28 protein-coding genes and 2 riboswitches are annotated in these 25,235 nt (G+C 53.9%); of the genes, 15 read left to right on the forward strand and 13 right to left on the reverse strand.

What is annotated here, in order from left to right:
• Positions 1-6: 6 nt before the first annotated feature.
• Complete coding sequence (dprA, locus tag ACFQ1Z_RS09245) at positions 7-1,164, forward strand: DNA-processing protein DprA (RefSeq protein WP_379057100.1); 1,158 nt, start codon at positions 7-9, stop codon at positions 1,162-1,164.
• A 49-nt stretch (positions 1,165-1,213) separates the two neighbouring features.
• Positions 1,214-1,681: a DUF494 family protein gene (locus tag ACFQ1Z_RS09250; protein ID WP_379057101.1), complete on the forward strand. Its 468-nt coding sequence runs from the start codon at positions 1,214-1,216 to the stop codon at positions 1,679-1,681.
• A 60-nt stretch (positions 1,682-1,741) separates the two neighbouring features.
• Here the strand turns inward: ACFQ1Z_RS09250 and metF are convergent, their stop codons facing one another.
• The 3 genes from metF to ahcY all read right to left on the reverse strand — a co-directional run bounded on the left by metF (position 1,742) and on the right by ahcY (position 4,466).
• Entirely contained in the window at positions 1,742-2,569 is an 828-nt protein-coding gene (gene metF / locus ACFQ1Z_RS09255) for a methylenetetrahydrofolate reductase [NAD(P)H] (RefSeq protein WP_379057102.1), read from the reverse strand.
• 44 nt (positions 2,570-2,613) lie between these two features.
• Positions 2,614-2,964 carry a phage holin family protein gene (locus tag ACFQ1Z_RS09260; RefSeq protein ID WP_379057103.1) on the reverse strand — a complete coding sequence of 117 codons (351 nt, stop codon included), beginning with the start codon at positions 2,962-2,964 and terminating at the stop codon, positions 2,614-2,616.
• Positions 2,965-3,056: 92 nt separating this feature from the next.
• A complete protein-coding gene (gene ahcY, locus ACFQ1Z_RS09265; RefSeq protein ID WP_379057104.1) occupies positions 3,057-4,466 on the reverse strand; it encodes an adenosylhomocysteinase in 1,410 nt (469 codons plus the stop codon).
• A 94-nt stretch (positions 4,467-4,560) separates the two neighbouring features.
• Positions 4,561-4,642: riboswitch (S-adenosyl-L-homocysteine riboswitch) on the reverse strand.
• 274 nt (positions 4,643-4,916) lie between these two features.
• Here ahcY and ACFQ1Z_RS09270 point away from each other — a divergent pair.
• The gene (locus ACFQ1Z_RS09270) at positions 4,917-5,066 is read left to right on the forward strand and encodes a hypothetical protein (protein ID WP_156376475.1); all 150 of its coding nucleotides are present in this window, start codon (positions 4,917-4,919) and stop codon (positions 5,064-5,066) included.
• Between the two features lie 107 nt (positions 5,067-5,173).
• On the opposite strand, the gene ACFQ1Z_RS09275 is transcribed toward ACFQ1Z_RS09270, so the two are convergent.
• The 3 genes from ACFQ1Z_RS09275 to ACFQ1Z_RS09285 all read right to left on the reverse strand — a co-directional run bounded on the left by ACFQ1Z_RS09275 (position 5,174) and on the right by ACFQ1Z_RS09285 (position 8,308).
• Entirely contained in the window at positions 5,174-6,181 is a 1,008-nt protein-coding gene (locus ACFQ1Z_RS09275) for a trypsin-like peptidase domain-containing protein (RefSeq protein WP_379057105.1), read from the reverse strand.
• 441 nt (positions 6,182-6,622) lie between these two features.
• On the reverse strand, positions 6,623-7,795 hold the full coding sequence (locus ACFQ1Z_RS09280) for a GGDEF domain-containing protein (RefSeq protein ID WP_379057106.1): 1,173 nt from the start codon (positions 7,793-7,795) through the stop codon (positions 6,623-6,625).
• A gap of 48 nt (positions 7,796-7,843) precedes the next feature.
• Positions 7,844-8,308 carry an EVE domain-containing protein gene (locus ACFQ1Z_RS09285; protein ID WP_379057107.1) on the reverse strand — a complete coding sequence of 155 codons (465 nt, stop codon included), beginning with the start codon at positions 8,306-8,308 and terminating at the stop codon, positions 7,844-7,846.
• 127 nt (positions 8,309-8,435) lie between these two features.
• On the opposite strand from ACFQ1Z_RS09285, the gene ACFQ1Z_RS09290 reads away from it, so the two are divergent.
• Positions 8,436-8,795: a DUF2237 family protein gene (locus ACFQ1Z_RS09290; protein ID WP_379057108.1), complete on the forward strand. Its 360-nt coding sequence runs from the start codon at positions 8,436-8,438 to the stop codon at positions 8,793-8,795.
• A gap of 308 nt (positions 8,796-9,103) precedes the next feature.
• On the opposite strand, the gene ACFQ1Z_RS09295 is transcribed toward ACFQ1Z_RS09290, so the two are convergent.
• Both ACFQ1Z_RS09295 and ACFQ1Z_RS09300 read right to left on the reverse strand, forming a co-directional pair.
• A complete protein-coding gene (locus ACFQ1Z_RS09295) occupies positions 9,104-9,406 on the reverse strand; it encodes a cell division protein ZapA (RefSeq protein WP_379032706.1) in 303 nt (100 codons plus the stop codon).
• A 3-nt stretch (positions 9,407-9,409) separates the two neighbouring features.
• Entirely contained in the window at positions 9,410-9,646 is a 237-nt protein-coding gene (locus tag ACFQ1Z_RS09300; RefSeq protein WP_379057109.1) for a hypothetical protein, read from the reverse strand.
• A gap of 90 nt (positions 9,647-9,736) precedes the next feature.
• A riboswitch (cobalamin riboswitch) is annotated at positions 9,737-9,948 on the forward strand.
• 206 nt (positions 9,949-10,154) lie between these two features.
• On the opposite strand from ACFQ1Z_RS09300, the gene ACFQ1Z_RS09305 reads away from it, so the two are divergent.
• The 9 genes from ACFQ1Z_RS09305 to ACFQ1Z_RS09345 all read left to right on the forward strand — a co-directional run bounded on the left by ACFQ1Z_RS09305 (position 10,155) and on the right by ACFQ1Z_RS09345 (position 17,682).
• Positions 10,155-12,017, forward strand: a complete 1,863-nt coding sequence (locus tag ACFQ1Z_RS09305) for a TonB-dependent receptor domain-containing protein (RefSeq protein WP_379057110.1) — start codon at positions 10,155-10,157, stop codon at positions 12,015-12,017.
• A gap of 92 nt (positions 12,018-12,109) precedes the next feature.
• Positions 12,110-12,679, forward strand: a complete 570-nt coding sequence (locus tag ACFQ1Z_RS09310) for a hypothetical protein (RefSeq protein WP_379057111.1) — start codon at positions 12,110-12,112, stop codon at positions 12,677-12,679.
• 15 nt (positions 12,680-12,694) lie between these two features.
• Positions 12,695-13,300: a cob(I)yrinic acid a,c-diamide adenosyltransferase gene (gene cobO / locus ACFQ1Z_RS09315; RefSeq protein ID WP_379057209.1), complete on the forward strand. Its 606-nt coding sequence runs from the start codon at positions 12,695-12,697 to the stop codon at positions 13,298-13,300.
• A gap of 29 nt (positions 13,301-13,329) precedes the next feature.
• A complete protein-coding gene (locus ACFQ1Z_RS09320) occupies positions 13,330-14,583 on the forward strand; it encodes a cobyrinate a,c-diamide synthase (RefSeq protein ID WP_379057210.1) in 1,254 nt (417 codons plus the stop codon).
• Positions 14,580-15,248 carry a 5,6-dimethylbenzimidazole synthase gene (bluB, locus tag ACFQ1Z_RS09325; protein ID WP_379057112.1) on the forward strand — a complete coding sequence of 223 codons (669 nt, stop codon included), beginning with the start codon at positions 14,580-14,582 and terminating at the stop codon, positions 15,246-15,248. The genes ACFQ1Z_RS09320 and bluB overlap by 4 nt, the downstream gene beginning before the upstream one ends.
• Positions 15,245-16,051: a cobalamin-binding protein gene (locus tag ACFQ1Z_RS09330; RefSeq protein ID WP_379057113.1), complete on the forward strand. Its 807-nt coding sequence runs from the start codon at positions 15,245-15,247 to the stop codon at positions 16,049-16,051. The genes bluB and ACFQ1Z_RS09330 overlap by 4 nt, the downstream gene beginning before the upstream one ends.
• Positions 16,048-16,572, forward strand: a complete 525-nt coding sequence (gene cobU / locus ACFQ1Z_RS09335) for a bifunctional adenosylcobinamide kinase/adenosylcobinamide-phosphate guanylyltransferase (RefSeq protein WP_379057114.1) — start codon at positions 16,048-16,050, stop codon at positions 16,570-16,572. Before ACFQ1Z_RS09330 ends, cobU begins: the two co-directional genes overlap by 4 nt.
• 27 nt (positions 16,573-16,599) lie before the next feature.
• Entirely contained in the window at positions 16,600-17,424 is an 825-nt protein-coding gene (locus ACFQ1Z_RS09340) for a DUF4198 domain-containing protein (protein ID WP_379057115.1), read from the forward strand.
• 39 nt (positions 17,425-17,463) lie between these two features.
• On the forward strand, positions 17,464-17,682 hold the full coding sequence (locus ACFQ1Z_RS09345; protein WP_379057116.1) for an RNA-binding S4 domain-containing protein: 219 nt from the start codon (positions 17,464-17,466) through the stop codon (positions 17,680-17,682).
• Here ACFQ1Z_RS09345 and ACFQ1Z_RS09350 read toward each other — a convergent pair.
• Positions 17,679-19,139, reverse strand: a complete 1,461-nt coding sequence (locus ACFQ1Z_RS09350) for a cobyric acid synthase (protein ID WP_379057211.1) — start codon at positions 19,137-19,139, stop codon at positions 17,679-17,681. The two genes, ACFQ1Z_RS09345 and ACFQ1Z_RS09350, sit on opposite strands and share 4 nt — an antisense overlap.
• Before the next feature lie 2 nt (positions 19,140-19,141).
• Here ACFQ1Z_RS09350 and cbiB point away from each other — a divergent pair, with 2 nt between their 5' ends.
• Positions 19,142-20,089, forward strand: a complete 948-nt coding sequence (gene cbiB, locus ACFQ1Z_RS09355) for an adenosylcobinamide-phosphate synthase CbiB (RefSeq protein ID WP_379057117.1) — start codon at positions 19,142-19,144, stop codon at positions 20,087-20,089.
• Positions 20,082-21,083 carry a threonine-phosphate decarboxylase CobD gene (cobD, locus tag ACFQ1Z_RS09360; protein WP_379057118.1) on the forward strand — a complete coding sequence of 334 codons (1,002 nt, stop codon included), beginning with the start codon at positions 20,082-20,084 and terminating at the stop codon, positions 21,081-21,083. Before cbiB ends, cobD begins: the two co-directional genes overlap by 8 nt.
• On the opposite strand, the gene cobC is transcribed toward cobD, so the two are convergent.
• The 4 genes from cobC to ACFQ1Z_RS09380 all read right to left on the reverse strand — a co-directional run bounded on the left by cobC (position 21,073) and on the right by ACFQ1Z_RS09380 (position 25,108).
• Positions 21,073-21,642 carry an alpha-ribazole phosphatase gene (gene cobC, locus ACFQ1Z_RS09365; protein ID WP_379057119.1) on the reverse strand — a complete coding sequence of 190 codons (570 nt, stop codon included), beginning with the start codon at positions 21,640-21,642 and terminating at the stop codon, positions 21,073-21,075. The genes cobD and cobC overlap by 11 nt on opposite strands.
• A 13-nt stretch (positions 21,643-21,655) precedes the next feature.
• On the reverse strand, positions 21,656-22,447 hold the full coding sequence (locus ACFQ1Z_RS09370) for an adenosylcobinamide-GDP ribazoletransferase (RefSeq protein WP_379057213.1): 792 nt from the start codon (positions 22,445-22,447) through the stop codon (positions 21,656-21,658).
• Positions 22,448-22,449: 2 nt separating this feature from the next.
• Positions 22,450-23,496: a nicotinate-nucleotide--dimethylbenzimidazole phosphoribosyltransferase gene (cobT, locus tag ACFQ1Z_RS09375; RefSeq protein ID WP_379057120.1), complete on the reverse strand. Its 1,047-nt coding sequence runs from the start codon at positions 23,494-23,496 to the stop codon at positions 22,450-22,452.
• Positions 23,497-23,647: 151 nt separating this feature from the next.
• The gene (locus tag ACFQ1Z_RS09380; protein ID WP_379057121.1) at positions 23,648-25,108 is read right to left on the reverse strand and encodes a DegQ family serine endoprotease; all 1,461 of its coding nucleotides are present in this window, start codon (positions 25,106-25,108) and stop codon (positions 23,648-23,650) included.
• Between the last annotated feature and the right edge of the window lie 127 nt (positions 25,109-25,235).

Consider the following 25,235-nt stretch of genomic DNA (forward strand, 5'->3'; position numbering starts at 1 on the left):
CCACTTATGGACAATGATGCTGCAGACTCTCCCGGCCTGACACCTACCGACCAGGCAAACGCCACCGAGCAATATGCGCCGTGGATAGCTCTCACCCTGGTAGAAGGGCTGGGCAGCACGATTTTATGCCAGCTGCTGCTGGCGTTTAAAACGCCAGAAGCCATACTGGATGCTGCATACACTGCGCTACGGGAGCTGGTCAGCAAAGAAGTAGCTGAAGGCATACAGCGCGCCATGCAACATGCAGATATTGCCAAAGCCCTGGACTGGCTGGCACAAGCTGATAACCACCTGATCACCTTAGCCGACCCGCACTACCCCCAACGCCTGCTGGAAACCGACCAGCCACCGCCGGTGCTGTATGCCAAAGGCAACCTGCAGATATTGAAACGGCCGTGCATGGCCATCGTCGGCAGCCGGCATGCCACCGCCCAGGGAGAAACCACGGCCGAGAATTTTGCCGAGAGCTTGTGCCGGGCCGGTTTTGCCGTTGCCAGCGGCCTGGCCCTCGGCATAGACGGCGCTGCTCATAGAGGCGCGCTGAAAGCCGATGGTGCCACCATTGCTGTGGTCGGCACCGGGCTGGACATCGTCTACCCGGCCAAACACAAGGCGCTGGCGCACCAGATCGCCCAGCATGGCCTGCTGCTGTCAGAATACGCCTTGGGCACGCCTTCCATCAATTACAATTTCCCGCGCCGCAACCGCATCATCAGCGGCTTGTCTGAAGGCTGCCTGGTGGTGGAAGCCAATATAGACAGCGGCTCGCTGATCACTGCCAAACTGGCGATAGAACAGGGCCGTGAAGTATTCGCCGTGCCCGGCTCCATCCACTCGCCGGTGGCCAAGGGCTGCCATGCATTGATCAAACAGGGAGCCAAGCTGGTAGAGTCCACCGAGGATATCCTCAGCGAGTTACGCCATATCCGCCTGCCCGATAGCAGCTGGCCGGTTAGCCCGAACGGGCTAATACCCAATTGGACTAATTTACCCTCAGAAGCAAGCCCGGTCTTGGCCTGCATGGGTTTTGACCCTATTTTTGCCGAACAGATCGCCGCCCGCTCAGGCTTGACGCCCGGAGAAGTTTCCACCATGCTTACACTACTTGAATTAGAAGGTGTAGTCAGCCATCTCGCGAATGGGCAATTCCAGAGACTGGCTTAACCTCACACTGTGGCGTTAGCGATTGAATAGCATGTTTGAGGAGATGTGCATGTTGGAAGTATTGATATTTATTTATCAAAACTATTGGGACAAACATGAAGCGTTCGAGTTGAAAGAAACCGACGAGGCGATCATGGCCTATGAGCTGTCCCAGGCAGGATTTAACCATCAGGACATCTTGCACGCGGTTGATTGGGTGAAAAACCTGCGCCGCTCTGTGGAGCAACCGCAATACCTGCAGGACCCATCTGCACTGCGTATCTTCTGCGAGATGGAAAGAGACAAGATCAATGACGAGAGCCTGAATTTTCTGTGCCTGCTGCAAAAGAGTGACATCATCACTGCTTATGAGCGTGACCTGATCATAGACCGGGGCATGGTGTTACCGCAGGAGACACTGAGCATGGAAGATATCCGCTGGATCACCATGATGGTGCTGTGGGATGAAAACCGCAAACAGGATTACCTGTTTGTGGAAGACGCTCTGTTCAACCCTAAAGGGCTGTCATTGCAATAAGTGGCAGCCAATAAAAAAAGCGCGATGCATATCGCGCTTTTTTGTTTTTGCAGTGGCAGTTTAAAGCTGGCGTATGATCTGGCCTATGATACCGGCCTGGTTCAAGGTGTAAAAATGCATTTTATCTACACCCGCCTGTGACAGTTTGCCGCAGATATCGGCCACCACATCTACCCCAAATGCACGCAACGAAGGCAGGTCATCACCGTAGGCTTCCAGGCGCATCCTCAACCAGCGCGGGATCTCGGCGCCACACACATTAGAAAAACGCGCCAGCTGCGTGTAATTGTAGATAGGCATGATGCCAGGAATGATAGGTGCGCTGATACCCAGTTTTTGCGCCGCTTCAACAAAGCGGAAATAAGCATCCACATTGTAAAAATACTGCGTGATCGCCGAATCGGCACCGGCATCTATCTTACGTTTGAAATTTTCCAGGTCTTTTTGCGCAGAGCCGGCTTCAGGGTGAAACTCCGGGTAGGCTGCCACTTCGAGGTGGAACCAGTCACCGGTTTCGGCACGGATAAACTCCACCAGTTCGCTAGCGTATTTAAAATCGCCTACGCTGACTTCACCAGATGGAATATCGCCGCGCAAAGTGACCAGTCGCTTGATACCTTTGGCCTGATAAGCCTGCAACAAGTCACGGATCTCCTGCTTGCTCGATGAGATACACGAAATATGCGGCGCAGCACCAAAACCCTCGTCCTGGATCTCGAGCACGGTATCCATGGTGCGGTCGCGCGTGGAGCCGCCGGCACCAAAGGTCACCGAGAAGAATTCGGGCGAGAATTTAGCCAGCTCGCTACGCACTTGCCGCAGGTTGGCCATGCCTTCCGCTGTTTTTGGCGGAAAGAACTCAAAACTGAAAGAAGTCTTATTATTCACTTGTTTAATCTTTAATCTATTGCAGGCTTGCGACTGACAGCCTGTTAGTCTTTGCCGTCCGGGACAATCGCGCTGAGTACGCCTGAAATAAGGCTGTAGACCAAAGCACCAATGATACCGACGACGATAGAGCTGACTGAAAAACCTTGCAGATAGTGGCCGACCAGCCAGAACAACACGCCGTTGATCACCAGGATAAATAAACCCAGGGTCAGCAAAGTAATCGGTAAGGTCAGCAATACCAGCAACGGTTTGATCAATATATTGACCAGGCCTATCACCAAGGCGGCGATCAGGGCAGCTGTAAAGTTAGCCACATGAATGCCAGGCACCAGGTAAGCCACCGCCATCAACGCCAATGCATTCAATACCCAAACAAATAGCAACTTAAGCATTACACCCTCCCGTCGTCATTAGATTGAAGAAGAGTGTACACCGAAACTTCCGCCAGGACACCTGACGGAAGTTTAGTGTTAAGCACACAAGCTTAGTATCTGTAGTGGTCTGGCTTGTAAGGGCCGCTCTTGCTCACGCCGATATAAGCCGCTTGCGCATCTGTCAGCACAGTCAGCTGGGCATTGAGTTTCTTCAGTTGCAACACTGCCACTTTTTCATCCAGGTGCTTAGGCAAGGTGTAAACGCCTACCGGGTAATTGCCGGTTTGCGTGAACAGCTCGATCTGGGCAATGGTCTGGTTGGCAAAGCTGGAGCTCATCACATAGCTTGGGTGGCCGGTACCGCAACCCAGGTTCACCAGGCGGCCTTTTGCCAGCAGGATGATGCGTTTGCCATCCGGGAAGATCACATGGTCTACTTGTGGCTTGATCTCATCCCACTGGTATTTCTCGATACCGGCAACGTCGATCTCGTTATCGAAGTGGCCGATGTTGCAGACGATGGCCTGGTCTTTCATTTTTGCCATATGGTCGTGCGTGATCACATGGTAGTTACCAGTGGCAGTCACGAAAATATCAGCATGCTCAGCCGCATAATCCATGGTCACCACGCGGTAGCCTTCCATGGCTGCCTGCAAGGCGCAGATAGGGTCGATTTCGGTGACCCACACTTGTGCAGACAAGGCACGCAGCGCTTGCGCAGAACCTTTACCCACGTCGCCGTAACCGGCCACCACGGCGATCTTGCCTGCGATCATCACATCGGTAGCGCGTTTGATACCATCAACCAGTGATTCTCTACAGCCATACAGGTTATCGAATTTGGATTTGGTCACCGAGTCATTGACGTTAATGGCGGGGAAAGCCAGCTTGCCGTCTTTGTGCATCTGGTACAAACGATGTACACCGGTAGTGGTTTCTTCGGTCACGCCCTTGATCTCTGCCAGGCGCACCGAGTACCAGCTCGGGTCGGTTTTCAGTTTGGTCTTGATCGCGTTAAACAGACACACTTCTTCTTCAGAAGTCGGGTTGCCTACCACAGCCAGATCTTTCTCTGCACGCGCACCCAGGTGCAACAGCAAAGTGGCATCGCCGCCATCATCCAGAATCATGTTTGAATAACCACCATCCGCCCACTCGAAGATACGGTGGGTGTAATCCCAATATTCTTCCAGTGTCTCGCCTTTCACGGCAAACACCGGCGTGCCGGTGGCAGCGATCGCCGCTGCGGCATGGTCCTGGGTAGAGAAGATATTGCAGGAAGCCCAGCGCACTTCAGCGCCCAGGTCCTTGAGTGTCTCGATCAACACCGCGGTCTGGATAGTCATATGCAATGAACCGGTGATGCGCGCACCACGCAGTGGCTGCACCGCGGCATATTCTTCACGGATAGCCATCAGGCCAGGCATCTCGGTTTCGGCAATCGCAATTTCCTTGCGGCCCCAGCCAGCCAGGTCCATGTCGGCGACTATGTAATCTTTGAAATCAGCTACAGTATTCATGTTTGAAGTCCTAAAAAAATGAAAACTGAGCAGGGAAAGTTCATGAAGAACCGGTGGAAACGTTTTGCTCACCTTTTTTCCGTGCTCGCACAGTGAAAAGTGAACGCAGTTGAGAAGCTTTGCAGCTATCACTCTGAGCCTGGGAGTATCAAACTCTCGCAGCGTTCCTCAGAAGGCAGAAATTATACGCCAACCGCACTATTTTACAAAAGCCTGCTTTTAACCATTGCCAAAACAAGCGCTGAAAGCACCGCTAAATAATGCATTTAGCACAGCATACAGCCCGGCGTGACTGAGATTTGCCACCGCATTTCTGCCCCCACAAAACATGATTTCAAATTGAGACCAATAGACCTCTTTTCTCCATAAAATCATTTCACTGACACCGTGGCATGATGTGTCAACTGCAGTATTTAATGTCACTTAATCATTACGGAAAGGCGGGAAATTATGTCAATGTATCAGGTCATGGACGAAGAGAATCATTGCATTGCGACCTTTTATCACTTTCAGGAAGCCGTAGTGACTGCGCAAGATTTCACAGTCTGGGATGATGAGCATTATTACCATGTAGAAGAACTGGATCTGCAAGTTGTCTGAATAAGCAGCTGGCAACAAAAAAGCGCCCATAAGGCGCTTTTTTATTTTGTTAAGCTTTTAATTTGCTTGATGTTGGTGACTGACAGTTCACTACCGCTAGCTGTTGCTTATGGCAGTGTTTTCATGGCGACTGTCAGCTCTACGGCTTTCTCTGCATCCAGCTGGTTAAGCGTATCCACACTGGCCAAGGCTTCGCTGTGCTTGCCATTGGCTTCGGCGATCAAACCGAGGTAGTAGAAAGCCTGGCTATGTTGCTCGTTCATGCTCACCACACGGTGCAGATGTTGTTCAGCCAGGGTCAGGTCATGTGTTTCATACTCGGCCGCTGCCAGGTAGAACCAGGCTTCGGTACTGGCAGGCTCTTGTTTCACCCATTGCGCAGCCACTGTTTTCAGGCCATTCCAGTCTTTATGCAGGTAGGGGAACACCACTTTCATAAAGTTAGGCCATTGCGCAGCTGGTTTACCCCAGAACGGCAATTCGCTTTTTACCACCACCGGGCCAGCCGGCTTGTTCAGTAAAGCCTGCACCCAGTCTATGGACATATAGTAATAATACGCATCCTTGCCCGGGCTTTTCAGCGTGATCAAACCTACCAGCGTGCCGGACTCATCAAACAGGCCACCACCGCTGGCACCTTGCCTGAAAGTAGGCGTGGCGCGCACGATGACTGAATCATCCAAGCTGAACAGACCCTTGACCACGCCCTGGGTGGTCACTGGCGCTGGCACAAAGCTGGGATAGCCTATGGTGAATACCGGTTGTTCGTATTTCAGTTCGCTGCTGGATTTCATTTTGACAGGTGCCAGCGGCAGATCTTCCATTTGCAGCATGCATACGTCGTGTTTCCAGTCAGGCTTGACGCCTACCGCATGGTAAACCGCGCCGCCACTCAGCACACTGATGCTGCTGGCATTGGCGACCACGTGGCAGTTAGTCACCACCTGGTTTTCAGCCACCACGACACCGGAACCCAAACCGAACTGACCGTTGGTGAGACCGACCTGGATGCGCAACACACGACTGTTCAATGATTCCAGCAACTCGCCAGAAGGTTCTGCCATCAATGGTGCAGTCAAGCACCCTACCAGTAAACCGATCAATAACTTTGTCATGTCGTGCTCCAATCCGTTACAGCATATTTGGTGTTTCGTTGGAAAGCCTGTACTTGCATTTCAGCAAGATGCATTCCAACCTGTGATGCACACAAATAAAGCAGCACGGTGTTTGCGCCAACAACTGATTGATTGAAAAATAATTAATTAATAATCAACGAGTTAAAAACAAAATCAGCACGGAGCATGCGTTTAAATCAGTTTAAAAAACCCAGAATTTTTGATTTACAACGTTGCCAAGCAAAATCGAAAACAGATAGAAGCGCACCATTAAAGTGCACAGAAATAGCGGCTTGCACAATCAATGCACATCAACGATTCAGAGCGGATTTTTTGCGGCTATCAGGGTCATGGCGACATAAAAAAAGCCGCATCTGCAATGCGGCCTGGGGGACTACAACGGGATTTAGAATCTACCTGCGCTCAATTGCCAGGCCAGCGTTAATGGTTGGCAATAAACACGCGGTTGCGGCCTTGCTGTTTGGCGGAGTAAAGGGCGTTATCGGCCATGCGCATCATATGCGCCAGGCCTTGCTGCTCGGTCAGCTGCGAGGTAGAAACCAGCCCGAACGAGGCGGTGTAGTGGATCTTTTCACCATTTTCCACCAGCACACTATGGTCGATCTCGGAGCGCAGGCGCTCTATGACGCGGGCAGCTTCGTGCAGATCGGTCATAGGCATCAGGATACCGAACTCTTCTCCACCCAGCCTGCCGACCATATCACTGGTGCGCAACGCATTCACGCACCTGAGACAGAAGTTCTGCAAGATCAGGTCGCCGGCGTGGTGACCATGCTGATCGTTGATCTTTTTGAAATGATCGATATCGACCATGGCGAACGAAAATGGTGCTGCGTAGCGCTGGCTGCGCCTGATCTCGGATTCCAGCTCGTGCATGAAGTGCCGGCGGTTGGCGATGCCAGTTAAAAAGTCGGTGAAGGCGAATTTGTCGGCCTCTATATGCAGTTGGTAGATGCGCCACACCACAAACACGCTGACCAGCAAAAACAATGACAGTAGCAAAGACGCATAGATCAAACCCGCCCTGGTATGCCGTTGCAGCCGCTGCTGGCTTTCTTCCACATACTGGTTGGCGCGCTGGTTGGCATAGGCGAGTATAGATTCATTGAGCCTGGCCACTTCTGCAAAGCGGCTGGTCCAGTCGGTCTCTATCAGGCGGTTGGCTTCGCGAAACCTGGCATCTTCCAGCTTTTGCAAGATCATGTCGCGCACCTGGTTGAGTGCCTGCCACTTTTGTTGCAGGTTGATGATCTGCTGCGGGTCACCGGTGTAGCTGTGCTGCATGACTGCGATGTTTTCTTCTGCCAGCCGCTCGCGTGCCTCAATAAAAGCGATGGTTTCGCCCATGGCATTGGCATCGGCCTGGATCAGTGTGGCGTAAAGCAGGCTGCTGCGTATCTGGTAGAGGTCGGCTTTTAATTGCTGAGCGGCATTTGAAACCGCAAACGGCTGCTCGTAAAGATTGCGCGTGGTCTGGTGCATCTCGCGCATGCTGGAAAAGTAGATCCACAGGAATAATAGCGCGCCGATAAAAGCGATCAGAAATCCCGCTACCAGGATATACAACACCGCTTTTTTGCGCTGTCTCTTCATGCTTTAACCCATCGCCATAGCAACATGTGGCATGCCTGTGGCACGACTTTACGCACCCAGCAACCTGGTGATAAACGCCCACTCTTTGGGGTCGACCGGCGTGATAGACAATCGGTTGCCTTTTTGCAAGGTGCGCATATTGGCCAGCTCGGGGATCTCGCGCATTTCTTTCAGGCTGAGCACGCGCGTTTTACGCACCAGTTTGACATCCACATTCACCCAGCGCGGATTCTCAGGGGTGGATTTAGCATCAAAATATTTATGCCCAGGCACAAACTGAAACTTGTCCGGATAAGCCGGCGTGCTCACCTCACAGATGCCGACTATGCCTGGCACCTCGCAGTTGGAATGGTAAAACAACACACCATCGCCCACCTTCATCTGGTCGCGCATAAAGTTGCGCGCCTGATAATTGCGCACGCCATACCAATCTATGCTTTGATTAGGCAAGCCCGCCAGATCATCAATCGAAACATCCGACGGTTCGGACTTCATCAGCCAATAACGTGCCATCTGTTAAAACCTTCTTCCCTCATGCAAATGTCCAGTATCATAAATGCCTGTACCACCAGCACCGTTAAACCGGAAACCCAAAATCATAAACCCCAGTATCATAAACCAAAGTCACCCCACATTACATATGGCTAAAAACGTCCTCGGCACCCTGCTCATCCCTTGCAGCACTTATCCTGTCACCGGTTTTATGCGTGATGGCTGTTGCGGCTTTCATCCTGAAGACAGCGGCAGGCATACCATATGTGCAGAAATGACAGATGAGTTTCTGGCGTTTTCTACCGCGCAGGGCAATGACCTGTCTACCCCTATCCCGGACTATGGTTTCCCCGGACTGCATGCCGGCGACCGCTGGTGCGTATGTGCACGGCGCTGGCTGGAAGCCAGTGAAGCCGGCTATGCACCACCTGTGGTACTGGAATCTTGCGATGAGAGCTGTCTGGAAGTCGTCAGCCTGGCTGACCTGATGTACCACGCCCTGAGATAGGCTGGCAGAAAGAAAATGTGCTTTTGAGAAGGTGTATTAAGGGGTTACCTGAGCCATAATCCTGAACCAAAAAGTTCAGGTGGTAACAGCCTAAGGTACATTAGGTTCACACGCCAAGGGAGTCTTAAAAGATATCCCAACTTAGTGCGATCGCACAGCACCTGATGAGCCGAAACCTATAACAAAGACTAGTTCAAGGAATTTAGACCCAGGCAACGCCTTAATACACCTTCTTAAAAGCACACCGTATAAAAAATGATACGCCAATTACTGCTATTGACGGTGAATATTTTATGAAGTTAAGAGGATTACAACAATTTATGTTGACTGGATAACACTTCATCCATTTGCTGTTGCATGGTGGTGATGCGTTTTTTCACATCGCCCACATCCACGCCATCACTGCGGGTATTCAATAATTCATGCGTGATATTCAGTGCCGCCATGATGGCAATGCGTTCTACACTGACCATTTTGCCCGCATCGCGGATCTCGCGCATTTTACCATCCAGGTAGCCTACCGCCTGCACGATCACATCGCGCTCTTCGTCAGTACAAGTCACACTGAAGGCACGGCCCATGATTTCAATATCGATCGGTTGTTTAGCCATTGCTTATTGTCCTTCCTGTGGCAGTGCAGACAATAATTTTTCTAACTGCACGCTGGCTTGAGTCATATTCAGCTTGAGCGATTGCGACTCCTGGTGCAGTTTCGTCACCTCCTGACGCAACTGGCCATTGTCCTCACGCAAGTGATGACACAGCGCAATTAACTTCGCCACACGCTCTTCCAAACTTTTCAGATCAGCATCCATCGAACCATTATCAATGAAAAAAATGATTGTGGTCAATAGCTAAGCGTAGTTTTTCAAAGTAAATTAAAGATTTCAACTTGAATCCGCGCTCAATGTTTGCTCGCAAAAGCAGGCACTTTCAACTAAAATGAGCGCCAGTTGTCAGGTGCTTCGCGCTGTGTTCTTGCAGACGGAGTGAAACTGGGAAACAGGTGCGTGAATTCACATTCGCAATGCCTGTGCTGCCCCCGCAACGGTAAGCAAGTGCGGGTCTATCAATAAGCCACTGAGTACACACTCGGGAAGGCGATAGATCAAAACTTGCAAGCCCGGAGACCGGCCTCACAACTAACCATTTGCAATACCGCGGGGTGACGGTGTCTGATAGTGTATTTCTAATCTTGCTAGCCATAGCAACGCTAAATCCATTGTCCCTTACCCCTGGTATCGCCCAATAACCCATATGCGGGGTCGCATATGCACCAGGGATAAGATAATGAAAAAGAAACTTCCATTCAGTGTAGTCACTACAGTATTCAAATCTTCACACGCAGCAGAAGATTCTATGAAAAAAATTACGTTACTGGGGCTGATGGCAGCTTTGCCTATCAACACCTTAGCCGCAGAAACGCTGGCGACACCAAACCTGGACGAAGTCGTGGTCACCGCCAGCAGGACCTCGCAATCCACCAAAACCGTCACCGGTGATATCACCGTCATCGATAGCGAAGAAATCAACCGGCTACAAGGTGGCTCTCTGGCCGACCTACTCAGGCTGCAACCTGGCGTACAAAGTTACAGCAATGGTGGCATGGGCACTAGCAGCAATATCACCTTACGTGGCACCAACGATAATCAGCTGATTGTACTGGTCGACGGCGTGCGTATTAACTCCGGCACTACTGGCACTACAGCTTTTGAGAATATTCCCCTTGCATTGATTGACCGCATTGAAATCTTGCGCAGCCCAGCATCTAGCCTGTATGGCTCCGATGCGATTGGTGGCGTGATCCAGATCTTCACGAAACGTGGCAGCGGTAATAAAACACATATTTACGGTACAGTTGGTGCTGGCAGCTATGATACTTACACAGGCAATGCCGGGATCGATACCACTTACAAAGCATTGAAATTAGGCGCACAAATCAGCAGCTATGACACCCGTGGCATCAGCGCAAAAAAACACCCGCCATTAAATGTGGACAAAGACCGTGACGGCTACCAAAATTTCAGTGGATCAGCTTATGCCAATCTGGAGTTTGCTCCAGGACATACTCTGGGACTGAACTACCTGGAGAGCGATGGCCGTAGCGAATATGACAATGGTTATGTTGGCAACCATCAAAACCGCTACCAGCAAGGTTATGGGGTCACGCTGAAGAACGCACTGACCGAACGCTGGAAGAGTACCTTGCAATATAACAATGGTCGCGATCAGTCATATACCGTCAGCGCAGCAACTGGCGCAACAGCCAATAGTAATATTGAAACCGAGCAGCACCAGATTTCCTGGCAACATGATTACCAACTCTCGAATGGCACCATCATGTTTGCTTATGACCGGCTTGAACAGGATGTACTGACAAAGACTATCGGCAGGCAAACACTGGACAGAGGCAGAAGCAATGATGCTTTCGTCCTGGGTTATACCGGCAACTTTGACAACCATAGTGCCCAGTTATCTTTGAGAGAAGACCATAACAGCCAGTTTGGCAATTACACCACTGGTGGCCTAGGCTATGGTTATGCACTCACGCCAGCCTGGCGGGTAACGGCACAATACGGATCATCCTTCCGTGCACCTACATTCAATCAATTGTATGCGGTGAACTTCGGCAATCCGAACTTGGCTGCCGAGAAAGCAGACAATCTGGAAGCCAGCCTTCGTTACCAGGGTGAAGCTTTACAGGCCAAAGTCACCCTGTTTGATAACCATATCCGCAACTTCATTCAAACCTTAACCTCAGGTTGCCCGGTGGGCTTTCCAAACTGTGCAGTGAATGCAGGAAAAATTGAAATTCAAGGGGTGACTTTTGAAAGTAGCCTGGTTTTAAATGAAAGCTGGTTATTGTCCGGCAACCTGACGGTGCAATCCCCTAGAGTCGATGGCACAGACAATTTACTGGTTAGACGCGCCCAACGTTATGGCAATCTGGTATTGCAATACAAAACTGGTGATTGGAATTGGACTACAGAATTGACTGCGTCCTCACAACGCTACAACGATGCCGCTAACCGCCTTGCATTAGGTGGCTACGCCCTGCTCAACTCAACACTTGGATATCAGTTGAATCAAAACTGGCGACTGCAAGCCCGCGCCAATAATATTCTGGACAAAGATTATGTGCTGGCAGCAGTCAACTCCACGGTTGATTACAACACCATGGGTGCGAATGTGTTTTTCAGCCTGAACTATGACATGCACTAGGCACTGAATAAGCGGTGGATTTTGACCAAGCCAGATGGAATTGGGCTAAAATTCACCCCTGGCTAATTTAATAAAATTTGGGAGTCGTTGGCATGCCACGTAAAATTTCAACTCAATCTCTGGCAATCGCATTTGTCATTGCACTGATGGTCATCGTCACGCGCGGTCATCATTTCGCTTCTATCGATTTCCTGCCTAGCGCTTCATACGCGGCTTTCTTTATTGCCGGTTACTACCTGCGTTCCACCATTATGTTTGTCGCCCTGCTGGCTTTGTGTGCCGGGCTCGATCTGGCAGCGGTGACCTGGGGTGGCGTCAGCAATTTCTGCGTGACACCGGCTTACGGCTTTTTACTGCCAGCCTATGGCACCATGTGGCTGGCTGGCCGCTGGACGGCAGACAATACCAGCTGGGAGTTCAGCAGCCTGTTCAAGCTGGCTGGGGTGGTGGTCGTTGCTTCGGCCATTGCCGAGCTGTTCTCCAGCGGTGGTTTCTATTTCTTTGGCGGCCGTTATGCCAACCCTACCCTGGTTGAGTTTGGCGCGCGTGTGGTGAAATACTATCCAAAACAACTGGAAGCGATCGCGTTCTGGGTAGTAGTCGCACTGATCGCACACGTGGCATTTGGCCTGGCCAAACGCTCTGTTCACGAAAAAGCATAATTCTTAGGCACCATGATGGAAACCAATGACCGCGACAGCCGCCACAAGGCGCGCATGATAAGAAAAAAGGCGGTCATTGATGAAAAGATAGAACAGGCCAAAATAGAAAAAGGCCTGCTACTCATACTCACCGGCAACGGCAAAGGCAAAAGTTCTTCTGCTTTTGGCATGGTGGCCCGCTCACTTGGTCACGGCATGCGGGTAGGCGTCGCCCAGTTTATCAAGGGCAGGTCTGATACCGGCGAAGAAGCCTTTTTCCGCCAGCATCCGGCAGTCAGCTGGCATGTACTCGGCGAAGGCTTTACCTGGAACACCCAGGACAGACAGCGTGATACCGAAACCGCCATGCGCGGCTGGCAGATCGTCGCCGGCATGCTGCAAGACCCGGCTATCCAGCTCGTCGTGCTCGACGAACTCACCTACACTTTCAAATATGGCTACCTCGATGAGCAAATGGTGCTGGATGCCATTGTCAACCGCCCGCCCATGCAGCATGTGGTCATCACCGGCCGTGGCGCTTCCGAAGCGTTGCGTAACGCTGCCGACACCGTGAGTGAGCTGATGGACGTCAAGCATGCCTGGCGTGCCGGTATCAAGGCACAGGCTGGAATAGATCTGTGACGCAAGCGGCTGTAGCAAGCTGTCATGCCATGCTGATGGCAGCACCGGCATCCGGCCAGGGCAAAACCATGACCACCGCCGCTCTGGCGCGCGCTTACCGCAAGCGTGGTTTGCGCGTGCAGGCATTCAAATGTGGGCCGGATTTTATCGACGGCATGATACTGGAAGTCGCCAGCGGCAAGCCGGTCTACAACCTTGATTTAGGCATGTGTGGCGAAGACGATGCGCGTCGTTTACTTTACAAGGCCGCGCAGGAAAATGATGTGCTGCTGCTGGAAGGCGTGATGGGGCTCTATGACGGCAACCCTTCCTGCGCCGATATCGCCGAGCGGTTCGGCATTCCGGTCGCGCTGGTAGTCAACGCCAAAGCCATGGCGCAAACGTTTGCAGCGCTGGCGTATGGCTTATACGCTTTCCGCCCTAGCCTGCAACGCGCAGGCGTGATTGCCAACCAGGTAGGTAGTGAAGGCCATGCGCGCATGATCAAAGAAGCATTGCCGGCCGATATTCCGTGGCTAGGTGCTATGCCACATAACGCTCAATTAAGCCTGCCTGAACGCCATCTGGGTTTACATCTGGCACAGGAGATCAACGATATCGATCAGCGCATAGAAGCCGCTGCGCAATTATTAGGGCAAGAAATCCCGCTACCGCCCACGGTAAGTTTTGATCCCCCAAAAAACGATTCTTCCGAGCGACTCCTGCAAGGCAAAACAATTGCCGTCGCTAAAGATGCTGCCTTCTGTTTTATCTACCAGGCTAACCTGGACCTGCTGCAAACCTTGGGTGCAAGCATTACCTTCTTCTCGCCATTAACAGATGCACAATTACCTGTGGCCGATGCCTACTGGCTGCCCGGCGGTTACCCGGAATTGCATCTGGAAAAAATCGGAAACAATACCGGCATGTGCGACAGCATGCAGGCGGCAGCGGCAGCTGGCATACCCATGCTGGCAGAGTGTGGTGGCATGCTGGCATCAGGTGAAAGTCTGGATGGCCGGCCGGTCTTTGGCTTATTAAAAGGTCACGGCAACATTGAGAGCAAACGGCAAGGCCTGGGCACGCAACAGGCGACTTTGCCTACTGAAAATGGCACTGGCACCATAGGCGCACATACTTTTCATTATGGGCGTTTTGAGACTGATCTGCCGGTGATCGCCCATGGCAAAGGCCGATATGGCACGGGCGAAGCGATCTACCGCCAGCACAACATCACCGCCAGTTTTCTGCATTTTTATTTCCCGTCTAACCCGGCCCTGGCCGCCAGTTTCTTCCTGCCATGAGTTTTGCTTATTCTGATCAAGACAAGGCGGCCATTTACAAGGTGATCGCCGAGCGACGCGATATGCGGCATTTTCTGCCTACGCCTATCGCGCCGGAGTTATTGCAAAAACTGTTGCAGGCCGCACACCAGGCGCCCAGCGTAGGCCTGATGCAACCTTGGCGCTTTATCCGTATCTCAGATGCCGGCCTGCGCAAACGCATGCATGCCTTGGTGGATGAAGAACGCAAGAAGACCGCCCAGGCGATAGGCGAGTTTGAAAACACGGCGCGTATGGCCGATTTCATGCGGCTCAAGGTAGAGGGCATACTCGATTGCGGCGAGCTGCTGGTGGCGACTTTGTGCGACCAGCGCGAAAAATATATCTTTGGCCGCCGCACCCTGCCAGAAATGGACCTGGCCTCGGTCAGCTGTGCTATCCAGAACCTGTGGCTGGCGGCGCGGGCAGAAGGCATAGGCATGGGCTGGGTCAGCCTGTTTGATCCGCAGGCACTGGCCGATCTGCTGGGCATGCCCGCCGATGCGAAACCGGTCGCCATTCTATGCCTGGGTTATGTGAATACTTTTTACAAATCGCCCATGCTGGTGGAACAAGGCTGGGCCACGGAAAAACCGTTGTCCGACATGCTGATGGAAAACGGCTGGCAGCATAAGCCGCAGCCATGAAACAGTGGCCGCAACGCATAGTCTGCCTGACCACGGAAACAGTAGAGGTATTGTATTTACTCGGTGAGCAGGAGCGCATCGTAGGTATTTCCGGATTCACCACCCGGCCACCGATAGCCAGAAAAGAAAAACCCAAGATCAGTGGCTTTACCAGTGCCAATATAGACAAGATCCTGGCGTTGGACCCTGACCTGGTCCTGTGTTTTTCCAACCTGCAGGCCGACATTGCGGCTGCGCTGATCAAAGCCGGTTGCCAGGTGCATGTGTTCAACCAGCGCAGCCTGGCAGAAACCTTGCAGATGATATTGACAGTGGGCGACCTGACCGGCGCGCGTGATAAGGCGCAAGCATTGGTTGCGCAGTATCAGTCGCTGCTGGATGCAGCGCGTGCGCAGTCCGCAGCATGGTCGCGCAAACCCATAGTCTATTTTGAAGAGTGGGATGAGCCCATGCTGTGCAGCATACGCTGGGCAGCGGAGCTGATAGAGGCAGCCGGTGGCCAGGATTGCTTTCCGGCACTCAGCCGGTTTCACAACGCGCGCGACCGGCAGGTGAGCGCAGAGCAGGTGCTGGCAGCGCAACCGGATATCATCATAGGCTCGTGGTGCGGCAAGAAATTCCAGCCGGAAAAAGTCATGGCGCGTGCCGGCTGGCAAGCAATACCGGCAGTGCAGCACGGCCATGTCTATGAAATTAAATCAGTGGACATTCTGCAACCGGGGCCGGCCCTGTTCACCGAGGGCCTGGCGCAATTGCAAACTATCATCCAACGCTGGCAACAGCAAAGCGGGAGACTGACATGACTACACATTTGATTCTGGGCGGTGCACGTAGCGGCAAAAGTGCCTATGCCGAGCGCCTGGCTTCTGCGCTTGAGCTACCGGTGACTTATATCGCCACGGCACAAGTTTACGATGATGAATTTGCCAACCGCGTGGCGCAACATAAATCGCGCCGCCCGCCTTACTGGCAACTGGTCGAGGCACCGTTCAACCTGGGCCAGACATTGCTGGATAACGACGCAGCGGAAACCTGCCTGATCGTCGATTGCCTGACCTTATGGCTGGCACAATGCATATGCCCGGATTGCGATAAACCGGAACGGCTGGACTGGCAGGCAGAAAAGCAGGCTTTGCTGGAAGCCTTGCCACAACTGAAAGCGCAGGTATTTTTAGTCAGCAACGAAGTCGGCATGGGCATAGTGCCACTGGGTGAGATCAACCGCCAGTTTCAGGATGAACAGGGCCGCTTGAACCAGCACGTGGCAGCCATAGTCAACAAAGTCAGTTTTATCGCTGCCGGACTGCCGCTCACGCTTAAATAAATCTTTCATTCAATCGCAGGAACCATCATGAACAAGCTTTCCCTTATTGCCACCGCACTGCTCACACTGGCTGCCTCGCTGGCGGCGCAGGCGCACGTGCCGTTTTTAAAACCCAACCAGTTCAATGTCACGCATCACCGCCTGACCATAGAATCAGCGTTTACCGAGTTCCCCTTCCAGGCTGACTTTGCCATGGATTCACCGAACTTCAGCATCACCGATCCTAACGGGGTTTCGACGGCGATCAAGCCCATCGCAAAAACCAAGGCTGCGGTATACCTGGAGCCAGAATTAAAAGACGAAGGCACTTACCGTATCAGCACTGGCCAGCGCGTGGGACCTATCTATAAAGCGGTAGAAACGGCGGATAAAAAACTGTATTTTGCTGCCGATATGAAGCGCGTGACCGGCAAGCCGACCACCATGAATTACTACAGCTATGCTGATACCTACATTTTCAAAGGCCAGCAGAAATATGTGGCCAGGCCATTTAACAAAGGCCTGGAAATCATTCCACTGAGCTCGCCCAATGCACTGCAGCCAGGCACTGAAGGTACATTCCGCGTGCTGGAGAATGGCAAGCCGGTCGCCAATGCGCGCATCATAGTCGTGACCGACAACGAGCACTTTATCAAGCACCGCGTGGAAGACCTGTATGACCTGGACAACGTCAGGGAATCGAATATCCATGCTAACCAGCAAGGTGAATTCAGTTTCAAGCCGAGAAAGGCCGGGCTGAATTACCTGTTTGTCACCGTGCATCACCAGCTCAACGAAAACCTGTGGGAAAGCCAGAATGCGTCGCTGACGCTGGAAGTGAATCTGCCGGCAGAGACTGCAAAAAAGCCTTAATCACATTTTTAAATATCACTTATCCGGGAAGACAACCTCATGCCAACCACGACTTTTCAACTCAAAGGTGAATACATTGCGCTCTGTGATCTGCTGAAACTGGAAGGCGTGGCCGATAGCGGCGGCCAGGGCAAGTCTATGGTGGCTGAAGGGCTGATCTCGGTCGATGGTCAGATAGAGCGCAGGAAAACCGCCAAGATACGTGCCGGGCAGGTGGTGCAGGCGTTTGAGCAGACCATCAACGTGGTGGCGGCTTAATTCGCTGCAAAGCCGGCCGGGAGATAGGCGGCCAGCGCTGGCCAGTTGAGGTGCTTGCGCAAGCTATCTGCCAGCTGTTCCAGGCTTTGTTCGCGTAATTGCGGGTAGTCATAAGCTACCTGATCCGATAATCCCGCCCATTGCAACCAGGCAGCACAAGCTTGCGGATGGTCAAACAGGCCATGGATATAACTGCCGGCCACCTGGCCATCTGCAGAGATCGCGCCTTCAGATTGATCCGCCTGGTCGTTAATCAGATGAACCGGGCGCGCTAAAGCTGGCCCGCTACTGACTCCCATATGGATCTCATAACCTTGAAACTGCGCATCGGCCAGGGTCAGTTTTCCTGCCACCTGTTTGAGCTGTTTGTGCGCCGCCAGCGTGGTTTGCATCTCCAGCCAGCCTAGACCATCGCTGCTGCCGGCCTCGCCTTCCAGCGCCAACGGGTCGTGCAACTGCCGGCCCAGCATCTGAAAGCCGCCACAAATGCCCAGCAGTTTGCCGCCATAGCGCAGATGCCTGGCGATGACAGGCTCCCAGCCATGTTCTCGCAAGGCGGCTAAGTCGCCACGTACATTTTTGCTACCCGGCAGTATGATCAGATCAGCGGCTGGCATCGGCTCATGCAAACGCAGAAATTTCAAATCTACCTGCGGATGCAGGCGTAAGGCATCAAAGTCGGTATGGTTGGCGATATGCGGCAATACCGGCACCACGATGGTGAGTTGAATATCAGTTTTTTTAGTACGCGTAGTGGCGACCGCATCTTCCGCTTCCAGGTGCAAATCGTGCATATACGGCAACACACCCAGCACCGGTTTGCCGGTACGTTGTTCCAGCCAGTCCAGCCCTGGTTGTAGCAGGGCGATATCTCCCCTGAACTTGTTGATCACAAAACCCGCCACCCGCGCCTGCTCACTCTCAGAGAGCAAGGCCAGGGTGCCGACCAGGTGGGCGAACACGCCGCCTTTATCGATATCGGCCACCAGTATCACCGGGCAGTCCACCGCTTCGGCAAAGCCCATATTGGCAATATCATTGGCGCGCAGATTGATCTCAGCCGGGCTGCCCGCGCCTTCCACCACCACATACTCATATTGCTGCTGCAAGCGACTATAGGATTGCAACACCGCCTGCATGGCGACTTTTTTATACTCGTGGTAAGTGCTTGCTTCCTGGTTGCCCCGCACCTGGCCGTGTATGATCACCTGGCAGCCGGTGTCAGAATTAGGTTTTAACAGCACCGGGTTCATATCGGTATGCGGCTGCAGGCCACTCGCCATCGCTTGCACCGCCTGTGCACGGCCTATCTCGCCACCATCTGCAGTCACCGCCGCGTTCAGCGCCATGTTTTGCGGCTTGAAAGGGGCAACAGCGACCCCGCTGCGGTACAATACCCGGCACAATCCGGCCACCAGCGTACTTTTACCGGCATCCGATGTGGTGCCCTGAACCATTAATGTTTTTACTGCCTGTTTATCCATACGCCGATTATCTCATACTCGCCCTGCTTGCCTGCGGCGCGGTTGCACTTGATCACTGCCTGGGCGAACCCAGGCGCTGGCATCCGCTGGTCGGCTTTGGCCGTATTGCCAGCGCGTTAAGCCGCTGGCTCAACCCGGCCAACGCCCAACTCAAACCTGCGCAACGCCTGACCGGTGTGCTGGCCTGGTTAGTGGCGGTATTGCCGCTGACTTATGCGGCATGGCTGCTGGCGCAAATGCGCTTTGGCTGGTTGCTGCATGCTTACCTGCTGTACTTTGCGCTGGGTCATAAAAGCCTGCGCCTGCATGCGCTGGCAGTGCATGCTGCACTGCAGAACAACAATATTGCGCAAGCGCGACTGGCGGCTTCGTATATCGTCAGCCGTGACCCGGATGCGATAGAGCCGGTGTCTGCCACGCTGGAATCAGTACTGGAGAATGGCAATGACGGTGTGTTCGCCGCGCTGTTCTGGTTTCTGGTCGCCGGTGGCCCGGGCGCCTTGTTATACCGGCTGGCTAACACGCTGGATGCCATGTGGGGCTACCGCACCAGCCAGTACTATTATTTTGGCTGGGCCGCCGCGCGGCTGGATGACGTTTTAAACTATATTCCTGCCCGTTTGACCGCCCTCACTTATGCCCTACTCGGCAACACCCGCAAAGCGCTGCATGCCTGGCGCACCCAAGCAAACCTATGGGATAGCCCGAATGCCGGACCGGTGATGTCTGCAGGCGCGGGCGCACTGGATGTGGCATTAGGCGGGCGGGCGCGCTACCACGGCGTGTGGCATGAGCGGCCGCCACTGGGCAGTGATATTGCGCCTACCATAGAGGATATTCCCAGGGCATTACGGCTGGTCAGCGCCGGCTTATATGCCTGGCTGGTGATCGCCATGTTGATTGGAGTCGTCGCTTATGCTTGAACACGGCGGCAACCTGCAACAGGCAGCCACGCAGTATGGCATCCCGCTGGCAGACTGGCGGGACCTGTCTACCGGCATTAATCCGCAAAATTACCCTATTCCACCGCTGCCGCCGGCCTTGTTCCAGCGCCTACCGCCTATCGATGATGGTTTGCTTGCCGCCGCTCAAACTTATTATGGTGCTAAGCACCTTTTGGCCTGTGCCGGCTCGCAAGCAGCGTTACAGGTGCTGCCGGCCTTGCGCAAGACTAGCCGCGTCGCCATGCCGCGCACCATGTACCAGGAACACGCGCATGCCTGGCAACGTGCCGGTCACCAGGTGCAGTTTTTTGACCAACAGCCGGATGAACAGACGCTGGACCATAGCGATGTGCTGCTGCTATGCAACCCTAACAACCCCACCGGGCACCGCTATGCGGTGGATACCCTGCTAGGCTGGCATGCACGCCTGGCAGCGCATGGTGGCTGGCTGGTGGTGGATGAAGCATTTATGGATAGCACGCCGCAGCACAGCCTTGCCAGCCATAGCGGGCAGCCTGGCTTGTGGGTGTTGCGCTCGCTGGGCAAGTTTTTCGGGCTGGCCGGGCTCAGGGTGGGTTTTTTGCTGGGTGAAGCAACAGCGCTGGCACAAGTAGAATCATTGCTGGGGCCATGGACAGTCAGCGGACCCAGCCGCTATATCGCCGAAAAAGCGCTACAAGATATCAGCTGGCAGCAACAGATGCGTGAGCAATTGCCCGCCCAGTCACTGCAATTAGCACAATTGCTAGCGCGCTATGGCTTAAGCGCCGCTGGCGGCACAGATCTGTTTCAATATGTGCCGCACGCCGCCAGCCTGCAATTACAGGCAGCGCTGGCCAAACAAGGCGTTTGGACGCGCTATTTCGCATCACCGCACGCCTTGCGCCTGGGCTTGCCGCCGGCCACGCAATGGGCGCGCCTGGAGCAGGCACTGAGCAAGGCTACTACCGTTATAAACGGCCTTAGCGGTTAACGAATTCTACTTTGGGGATAGCGCCCGAAAAATCCAGCCGGGTCAGGCTGGCATAATCCACATGAAAGCGGAACAGGCCTTTGAGCTGCATATTCAGCGCATGCGCGATCAGGGCGCGTATCATGCCGCCATGGGTGACGACCAGCAAGTGCTGGCTAGCGTGGTTCTTTGCACATTCATCTATAAATGCGATTCCGCGCTGTTGCAGGGCAGCGAAAGTTTCACCGTTGGGCGGGGCCAGATCGGCATAATTCTGCGCCCACACATCAAACAGTTCACGCGGGATATCATTCCAGGCCTGCATCTCCCAGTCGCCAAAATGCAATTCTTTCAAGCGCTCGTCATGCGTGATCTGCTCATCAAAACCAAGTGCATACGCGAGTTTGCTGCAGCGCTGTAAGGGACTGGCGTACACAGCGTCAAACTGCTCGTCAGATAGTTTGGACTGCAACACAGCCAGCTCATCATGGAAAGTCGCTGCCACATCAATATCTGTTTGCCCGTAGCAAACGCCTGCAGCGACTTGCAGGCTGGTGTGGCGTACTAACGTCAGTTTCATAGCAATATCAGTTTCATAGCAGCCGGCTCCACGCCAGCAGGCCCAGGTAAAAAGCCAGTTCTGTGAGTTGTTGCATGGCGCCCAGCGTGTCGCCGGTATAACCTTGCAGATGACGGCCCAGCAGGTTGCGCCACCACCACCAGGCCAGCAGCACCGGCAGGCCGGTCAGCAATAAAAACTGTAAAGCCGCCAACGCAGTATGGTTAAGCCATAACAACCCTGCAAAGCCTATCCAGCTCCATAAACCAAAGGCACTGGCGCACCAGAGATCGTGCCGCGTGGGTGTGGTGGCCAGCGGTTTGGATTTACCCGCAGCCCTGACATAGGGCAGCGCTGCCATCACATGGACTGCCGCCAGGCGGCTCATGGCATGGGCGGCGATCAGTGCGAACGGCAACACCGCTGCCGGCAGGGCCAGCAATGCCTGAAACTTGAATAACAGCACACCGATGACGGCGATAGCACCATAACTGCCCAGGCGCGAGTCCTGCATGATGGCCAGTTTGGCGGCTTTATCCATGCCGCCGCCAAGACCGTCGGCGCTGTCGGCCAGGCCGTCTTCGTGAAAAGCACCGGTCAGATAAATGCTGGCCGCCATGCTGGCTAACACGGCGATGGCAGGCGGGAACAGCAAGCTGGCCAGCCACCAGACTATGGCTGCGATCAGGCCTATCAGCAAGCCTACCAGCGGGAAATAGCGCGCAGCGTGATTGAGTTCAGCTTCGTCGAAATCTGCCAGCGCCGGCACCGGCAGGCGGGTAAAAAAAACCACCGCGAGCAGGAAATAGCGCCATTGCAGTTTCAGGTTCATGGCGTTTTTTCGCTGACGCCGGCACTTTCAAAGCTGGCCATCTCGTTGAGGAAAGCCACCGCCGATTGCAGCAATGGGAAGGCCAGCACCGCGCCTGTGCCTTCGCCCAGCCGCAATGACAGATGCAGCAACGGCTGCGCTTTTAAATGCTCCAGCATTTTGCTGTGCCCGCTTTCATCAGAGCAGTGCGCGAACACGCAGTAATCCAGCACCTGCGGATACAGTTTTGCCGCCACCAGCAGCGCAGCAGTGGCAATAAAGCCATCGATCAGCAGAGTGGCCCTGGCTTCTGCGCCTGCCAGCAAGGCCCCCACCATCATGGCGATCTCAAAACCGCCAAACACAGCCAGCGCTTGCAGAGGGTTGCTGGCATCGACATGATGGGTCTGCAAGGCGTTGGTGAGTACAGCCAGTTTATGATCCAGACCCTTATCGCTGAGCCCGGTGCCGCGGCCTACGCACTGGTGCAGCGGCAGGTTGCACAATACGCTCATCAGGCAGCTGGCGCTGGAGGTATTGCCTATGCCCATCTCGCCCAGAGCCAGCACATTACTGCCCTGTGCGATCGCATCGCGGGCGATTTCGGCACCGCGGCTGATGGCTAGCGTACAGTCTTCGGCTGTCATCGCCGGCTGCCGTAGAAAACTCGCGGTGCCCATGCCCAGCTTGGCATCTATCAGTAGCGGGTGCGGCTCAAACACCGCATTCACACCGCTGTCTATCACATGCAATTTAAAATCATGCTGCCGCGCAAACACATTGATCGCCGCGCCACCATTGAGAAAATTCAACACCATCTGCGCCGTGACCGCCTGCGGATAAGGGCTGACGCCTGCGGCGACTATGCCATGGTCTGCGGCGAACACCAGCATGGTCTGCTGTTGCAGGCTGGGCTGCTCGCAGTTCTGGATCAGGCCCAGTTGCAATGCCAGCGCTTCCAGCCGGCCCAAAGCCCCCAGCGGTTTGGTTTTCTGGTTGATACGCTGCAGCAGCGCACTTTGCAAGGCGTCGTTGCGGGTGGAGGCTATCTGGAATGTTTGCATAGCCGTATTCTACCCGAGTAAATATCGCCTTGTCAGAATGCCAGCAGGCAAGCGCTCTAAATTCTAGCGCTGTAAATATAGTGACCAGATACTGTGAAAAAAAAGCCCCGCGATCGCGGGGCTGGCACAGGGGATTTAAAACAGCTTTAACTTAGCTGATCTTGATAGGCACATAAATCTTGTTATCGCCACGCATCACCAGCAGAGCGATGTTTTTAGCGTTGGGAGATAACTTGTCGTGCAACTGCGTGACGCTGCTGACCTGGTCACCATTCACCGCCAGGATCACATCGCCAGGCTGGATACCGGCATTGGCCGCCGGTCCTTTGCCCACTTCTTCGACCAGCAAACCCTGCTTGAGCTGTATCTGTGCCTGCTCCTGCGAGGTGAGCGGGCGCACACTCACGCCCAGCTTAGCCTGTTTGCTTTCAGGTACGGCCACAGGCGCGAGCTTCGCGGTCTGCATTTCATCCACGCGTACGCTCAGGGTCTTCAGTGATTTCTTGCGCCAGACCTCCATCTTGACCGTGCTGCCGGGGGCCAGGTTGGCAACCATGGGCGGCAAGTCACTCGAGCTATCGATGACCTGGTTATTGAATTTCAGGATCACATCGCCAGCTTCCAGGCCGGCTTTGTCGGCCGGGCCGTTCTTCTCTACATTGCTCACCAGCGCACCACTATTGCTTTTCAGGCCGAACGAGCTGGCCAGGTCCTGGTTGATAGACTGCACACCGACACCCAGGCGGCCACGGCTGACTTTGCCTTTAGCCAGCAATTGCTGCTCTATGCCCATGGCGACATCGATAGGGATAGCGAAAGACAAGCCCTGATAACCGCCGCTGCGGCTATAGATCTGCGAGTTGATGCCGACCACTTCGCCATTCAGGTTAAACAGCGGGCCGCCGGAGTTGCCGGGGTTGATGGCGACATCGGTCTGCAGAAACGGCACATAGCCTTCATCCGGCAGTGCGCGCGATTTGGCCGAGATGATGCCTGCCGTCACCGTGTTATCAAAGCCGAATGGCGAGCCTATGGCCACTACCCAGTCACCGACATTGCTGTTCTTGGTGCTGCCTATCTTGACCGTAGGCAGGTCCTTGCCATCGATTTTCAGCACGGCGACATCGGTCAGTTTATCCACGCCTATCACTTTGGCTTTGAACTCGCGCTTATCGGTCAGCCTGACGATGACTTCATCGGCCTTATCCACCACATGCGCATTAGTCAGTATCACCCCCTCAGGCTTGACGATAAAGCCTGAGCCCATGCCGCTCATAGGCATTTCGGTCTGTGGCTGCTTGGGCTGAAAACGGCGGAAAAACTCATACATGGGGTCATTCGGGTCCATGCCCGGAATGCCGCTGGTTTTGACGGTGCCGGTGACACTGATATTGACCACGGCCGCGCCCTGGCTGGCGGCGATGCTGGCAAAGTTAGGCAGCGTGATATAGGCACTGGGGCCGGTGATGGTTTGCGCCGCCACCGGTGCGGTGGCCTGGGCGTCATTGACCAGTGTGTTGCCTTTTACCCAGTAGCCAGCGCCAAATAAGGCGGCGATTGCCAATGGCACACTGACCCAGTGCGCGAGCTTAGATTGCATGAATGCCTGCATAACTTCTTTCCTTTCCTGGAGACTTGTTTTGAGCGAGTGTTCATATGCGCATTACAAAAAACACTTTCTGCGCTTATGAGCCAAAAAGTCAGGCTGAAGTTTCAGCAAGTTTGTATCCTGATGTATC

It is taken from the genome of Methylophilus luteus (genome assembly GCF_042676265.1).
Classification (GTDB): Bacteria; Pseudomonadota; Gammaproteobacteria; order Burkholderiales; family Methylophilaceae; genus Methylophilus; species Methylophilus luteus.

Bases quoted from the DNA above. Each gene is read 5' to 3' on its own strand.
- dprA (WP_379057100.1), top strand. From the start codon at position 7: ATGGACAATGATGCTGCAGACTCTCCCGGCCTGACACCTACCGACCAG.
- ACFQ1Z_RS09250 (WP_379057101.1), top strand. From the start codon at position 1,214: ATGTTGGAAGTATTGATATTTATTTATCAAAACTATTGGGACAAACAT.
- ACFQ1Z_RS09260 (WP_379057103.1), bottom strand. From the start codon at position 2,964: ATGCTTAAGTTGCTATTTGTTTGGGTATTGAATGCATTGGCGTTGATG.
- ahcY (WP_379057104.1), bottom strand. From the start codon at position 4,466: ATGAATACTGTAGCTGATTTCAAAGATTACATAGTCGCCGACATGGAC.
- ACFQ1Z_RS09270 (WP_156376475.1), top strand. From the start codon at position 4,917: ATGTCAATGTATCAGGTCATGGACGAAGAGAATCATTGCATTGCGACC.
- ACFQ1Z_RS09275 (WP_379057105.1), bottom strand. From the start codon at position 6,181: ATGACAAAGTTATTGATCGGTTTACTGGTAGGGTGCTTGACTGCACCA.
- ACFQ1Z_RS09280 (WP_379057106.1), bottom strand. From the start codon at position 7,795: ATGAAGAGACAGCGCAAAAAAGCGGTGTTGTATATCCTGGTAGCGGGA.
- ACFQ1Z_RS09285 (WP_379057107.1), bottom strand. From the start codon at position 8,308: ATGGCACGTTATTGGCTGATGAAGTCCGAACCGTCGGATGTTTCGATT.
- ACFQ1Z_RS09290 (WP_379057108.1), top strand. From the start codon at position 8,436: ATGGCTAAAAACGTCCTCGGCACCCTGCTCATCCCTTGCAGCACTTAT.
- ACFQ1Z_RS09295 (WP_379032706.1), bottom strand. From the start codon at position 9,406: ATGGCTAAACAACCGATCGATATTGAAATCATGGGCCGTGCCTTCAGT.
- ACFQ1Z_RS09305 (WP_379057110.1), top strand. From the start codon at position 10,155: ATGAAAAAAATTACGTTACTGGGGCTGATGGCAGCTTTGCCTATCAAC.
- ACFQ1Z_RS09310 (WP_379057111.1), top strand. From the start codon at position 12,110: ATGCCACGTAAAATTTCAACTCAATCTCTGGCAATCGCATTTGTCATT.
- cobO (WP_379057209.1), top strand. From the start codon at position 12,695: ATGGAAACCAATGACCGCGACAGCCGCCACAAGGCGCGCATGATAAGA.
- ACFQ1Z_RS09320 (WP_379057210.1), top strand. From the start codon at position 13,330: ATGCTGATGGCAGCACCGGCATCCGGCCAGGGCAAAACCATGACCACC.
- bluB (WP_379057112.1), top strand. From the start codon at position 14,580: ATGAGTTTTGCTTATTCTGATCAAGACAAGGCGGCCATTTACAAGGTG.
- ACFQ1Z_RS09330 (WP_379057113.1), top strand. From the start codon at position 15,245: ATGAAACAGTGGCCGCAACGCATAGTCTGCCTGACCACGGAAACAGTA.
- cobU (WP_379057114.1), top strand. From the start codon at position 16,048: ATGACTACACATTTGATTCTGGGCGGTGCACGTAGCGGCAAAAGTGCC.
- ACFQ1Z_RS09340 (WP_379057115.1), top strand. From the start codon at position 16,600: ATGAACAAGCTTTCCCTTATTGCCACCGCACTGCTCACACTGGCTGCC.
- ACFQ1Z_RS09345 (WP_379057116.1), top strand. From the start codon at position 17,464: ATGCCAACCACGACTTTTCAACTCAAAGGTGAATACATTGCGCTCTGT.
- ACFQ1Z_RS09350 (WP_379057211.1), bottom strand. From the start codon at position 19,139: ATGGTTCAGGGCACCACATCGGATGCCGGTAAAAGTACGCTGGTGGCC.
- cbiB (WP_379057117.1), top strand. From the start codon at position 19,142: ATGTTTTTACTGCCTGTTTATCCATACGCCGATTATCTCATACTCGCC.
- cobD (WP_379057118.1), top strand. From the start codon at position 20,082: ATGCTTGAACACGGCGGCAACCTGCAACAGGCAGCCACGCAGTATGGC.
- cobC (WP_379057119.1), bottom strand. From the start codon at position 21,642: ATGAAACTGACGTTAGTACGCCACACCAGCCTGCAAGTCGCTGCAGGC.
- cobT (WP_379057120.1), bottom strand. From the start codon at position 23,496: ATGCAAACATTCCAGATAGCCTCCACCCGCAACGACGCCTTGCAAAGT.
- ACFQ1Z_RS09380 (WP_379057121.1), bottom strand. From the start codon at position 25,108: ATGCAGGCATTCATGCAATCTAAGCTCGCGCACTGGGTCAGTGTGCCA.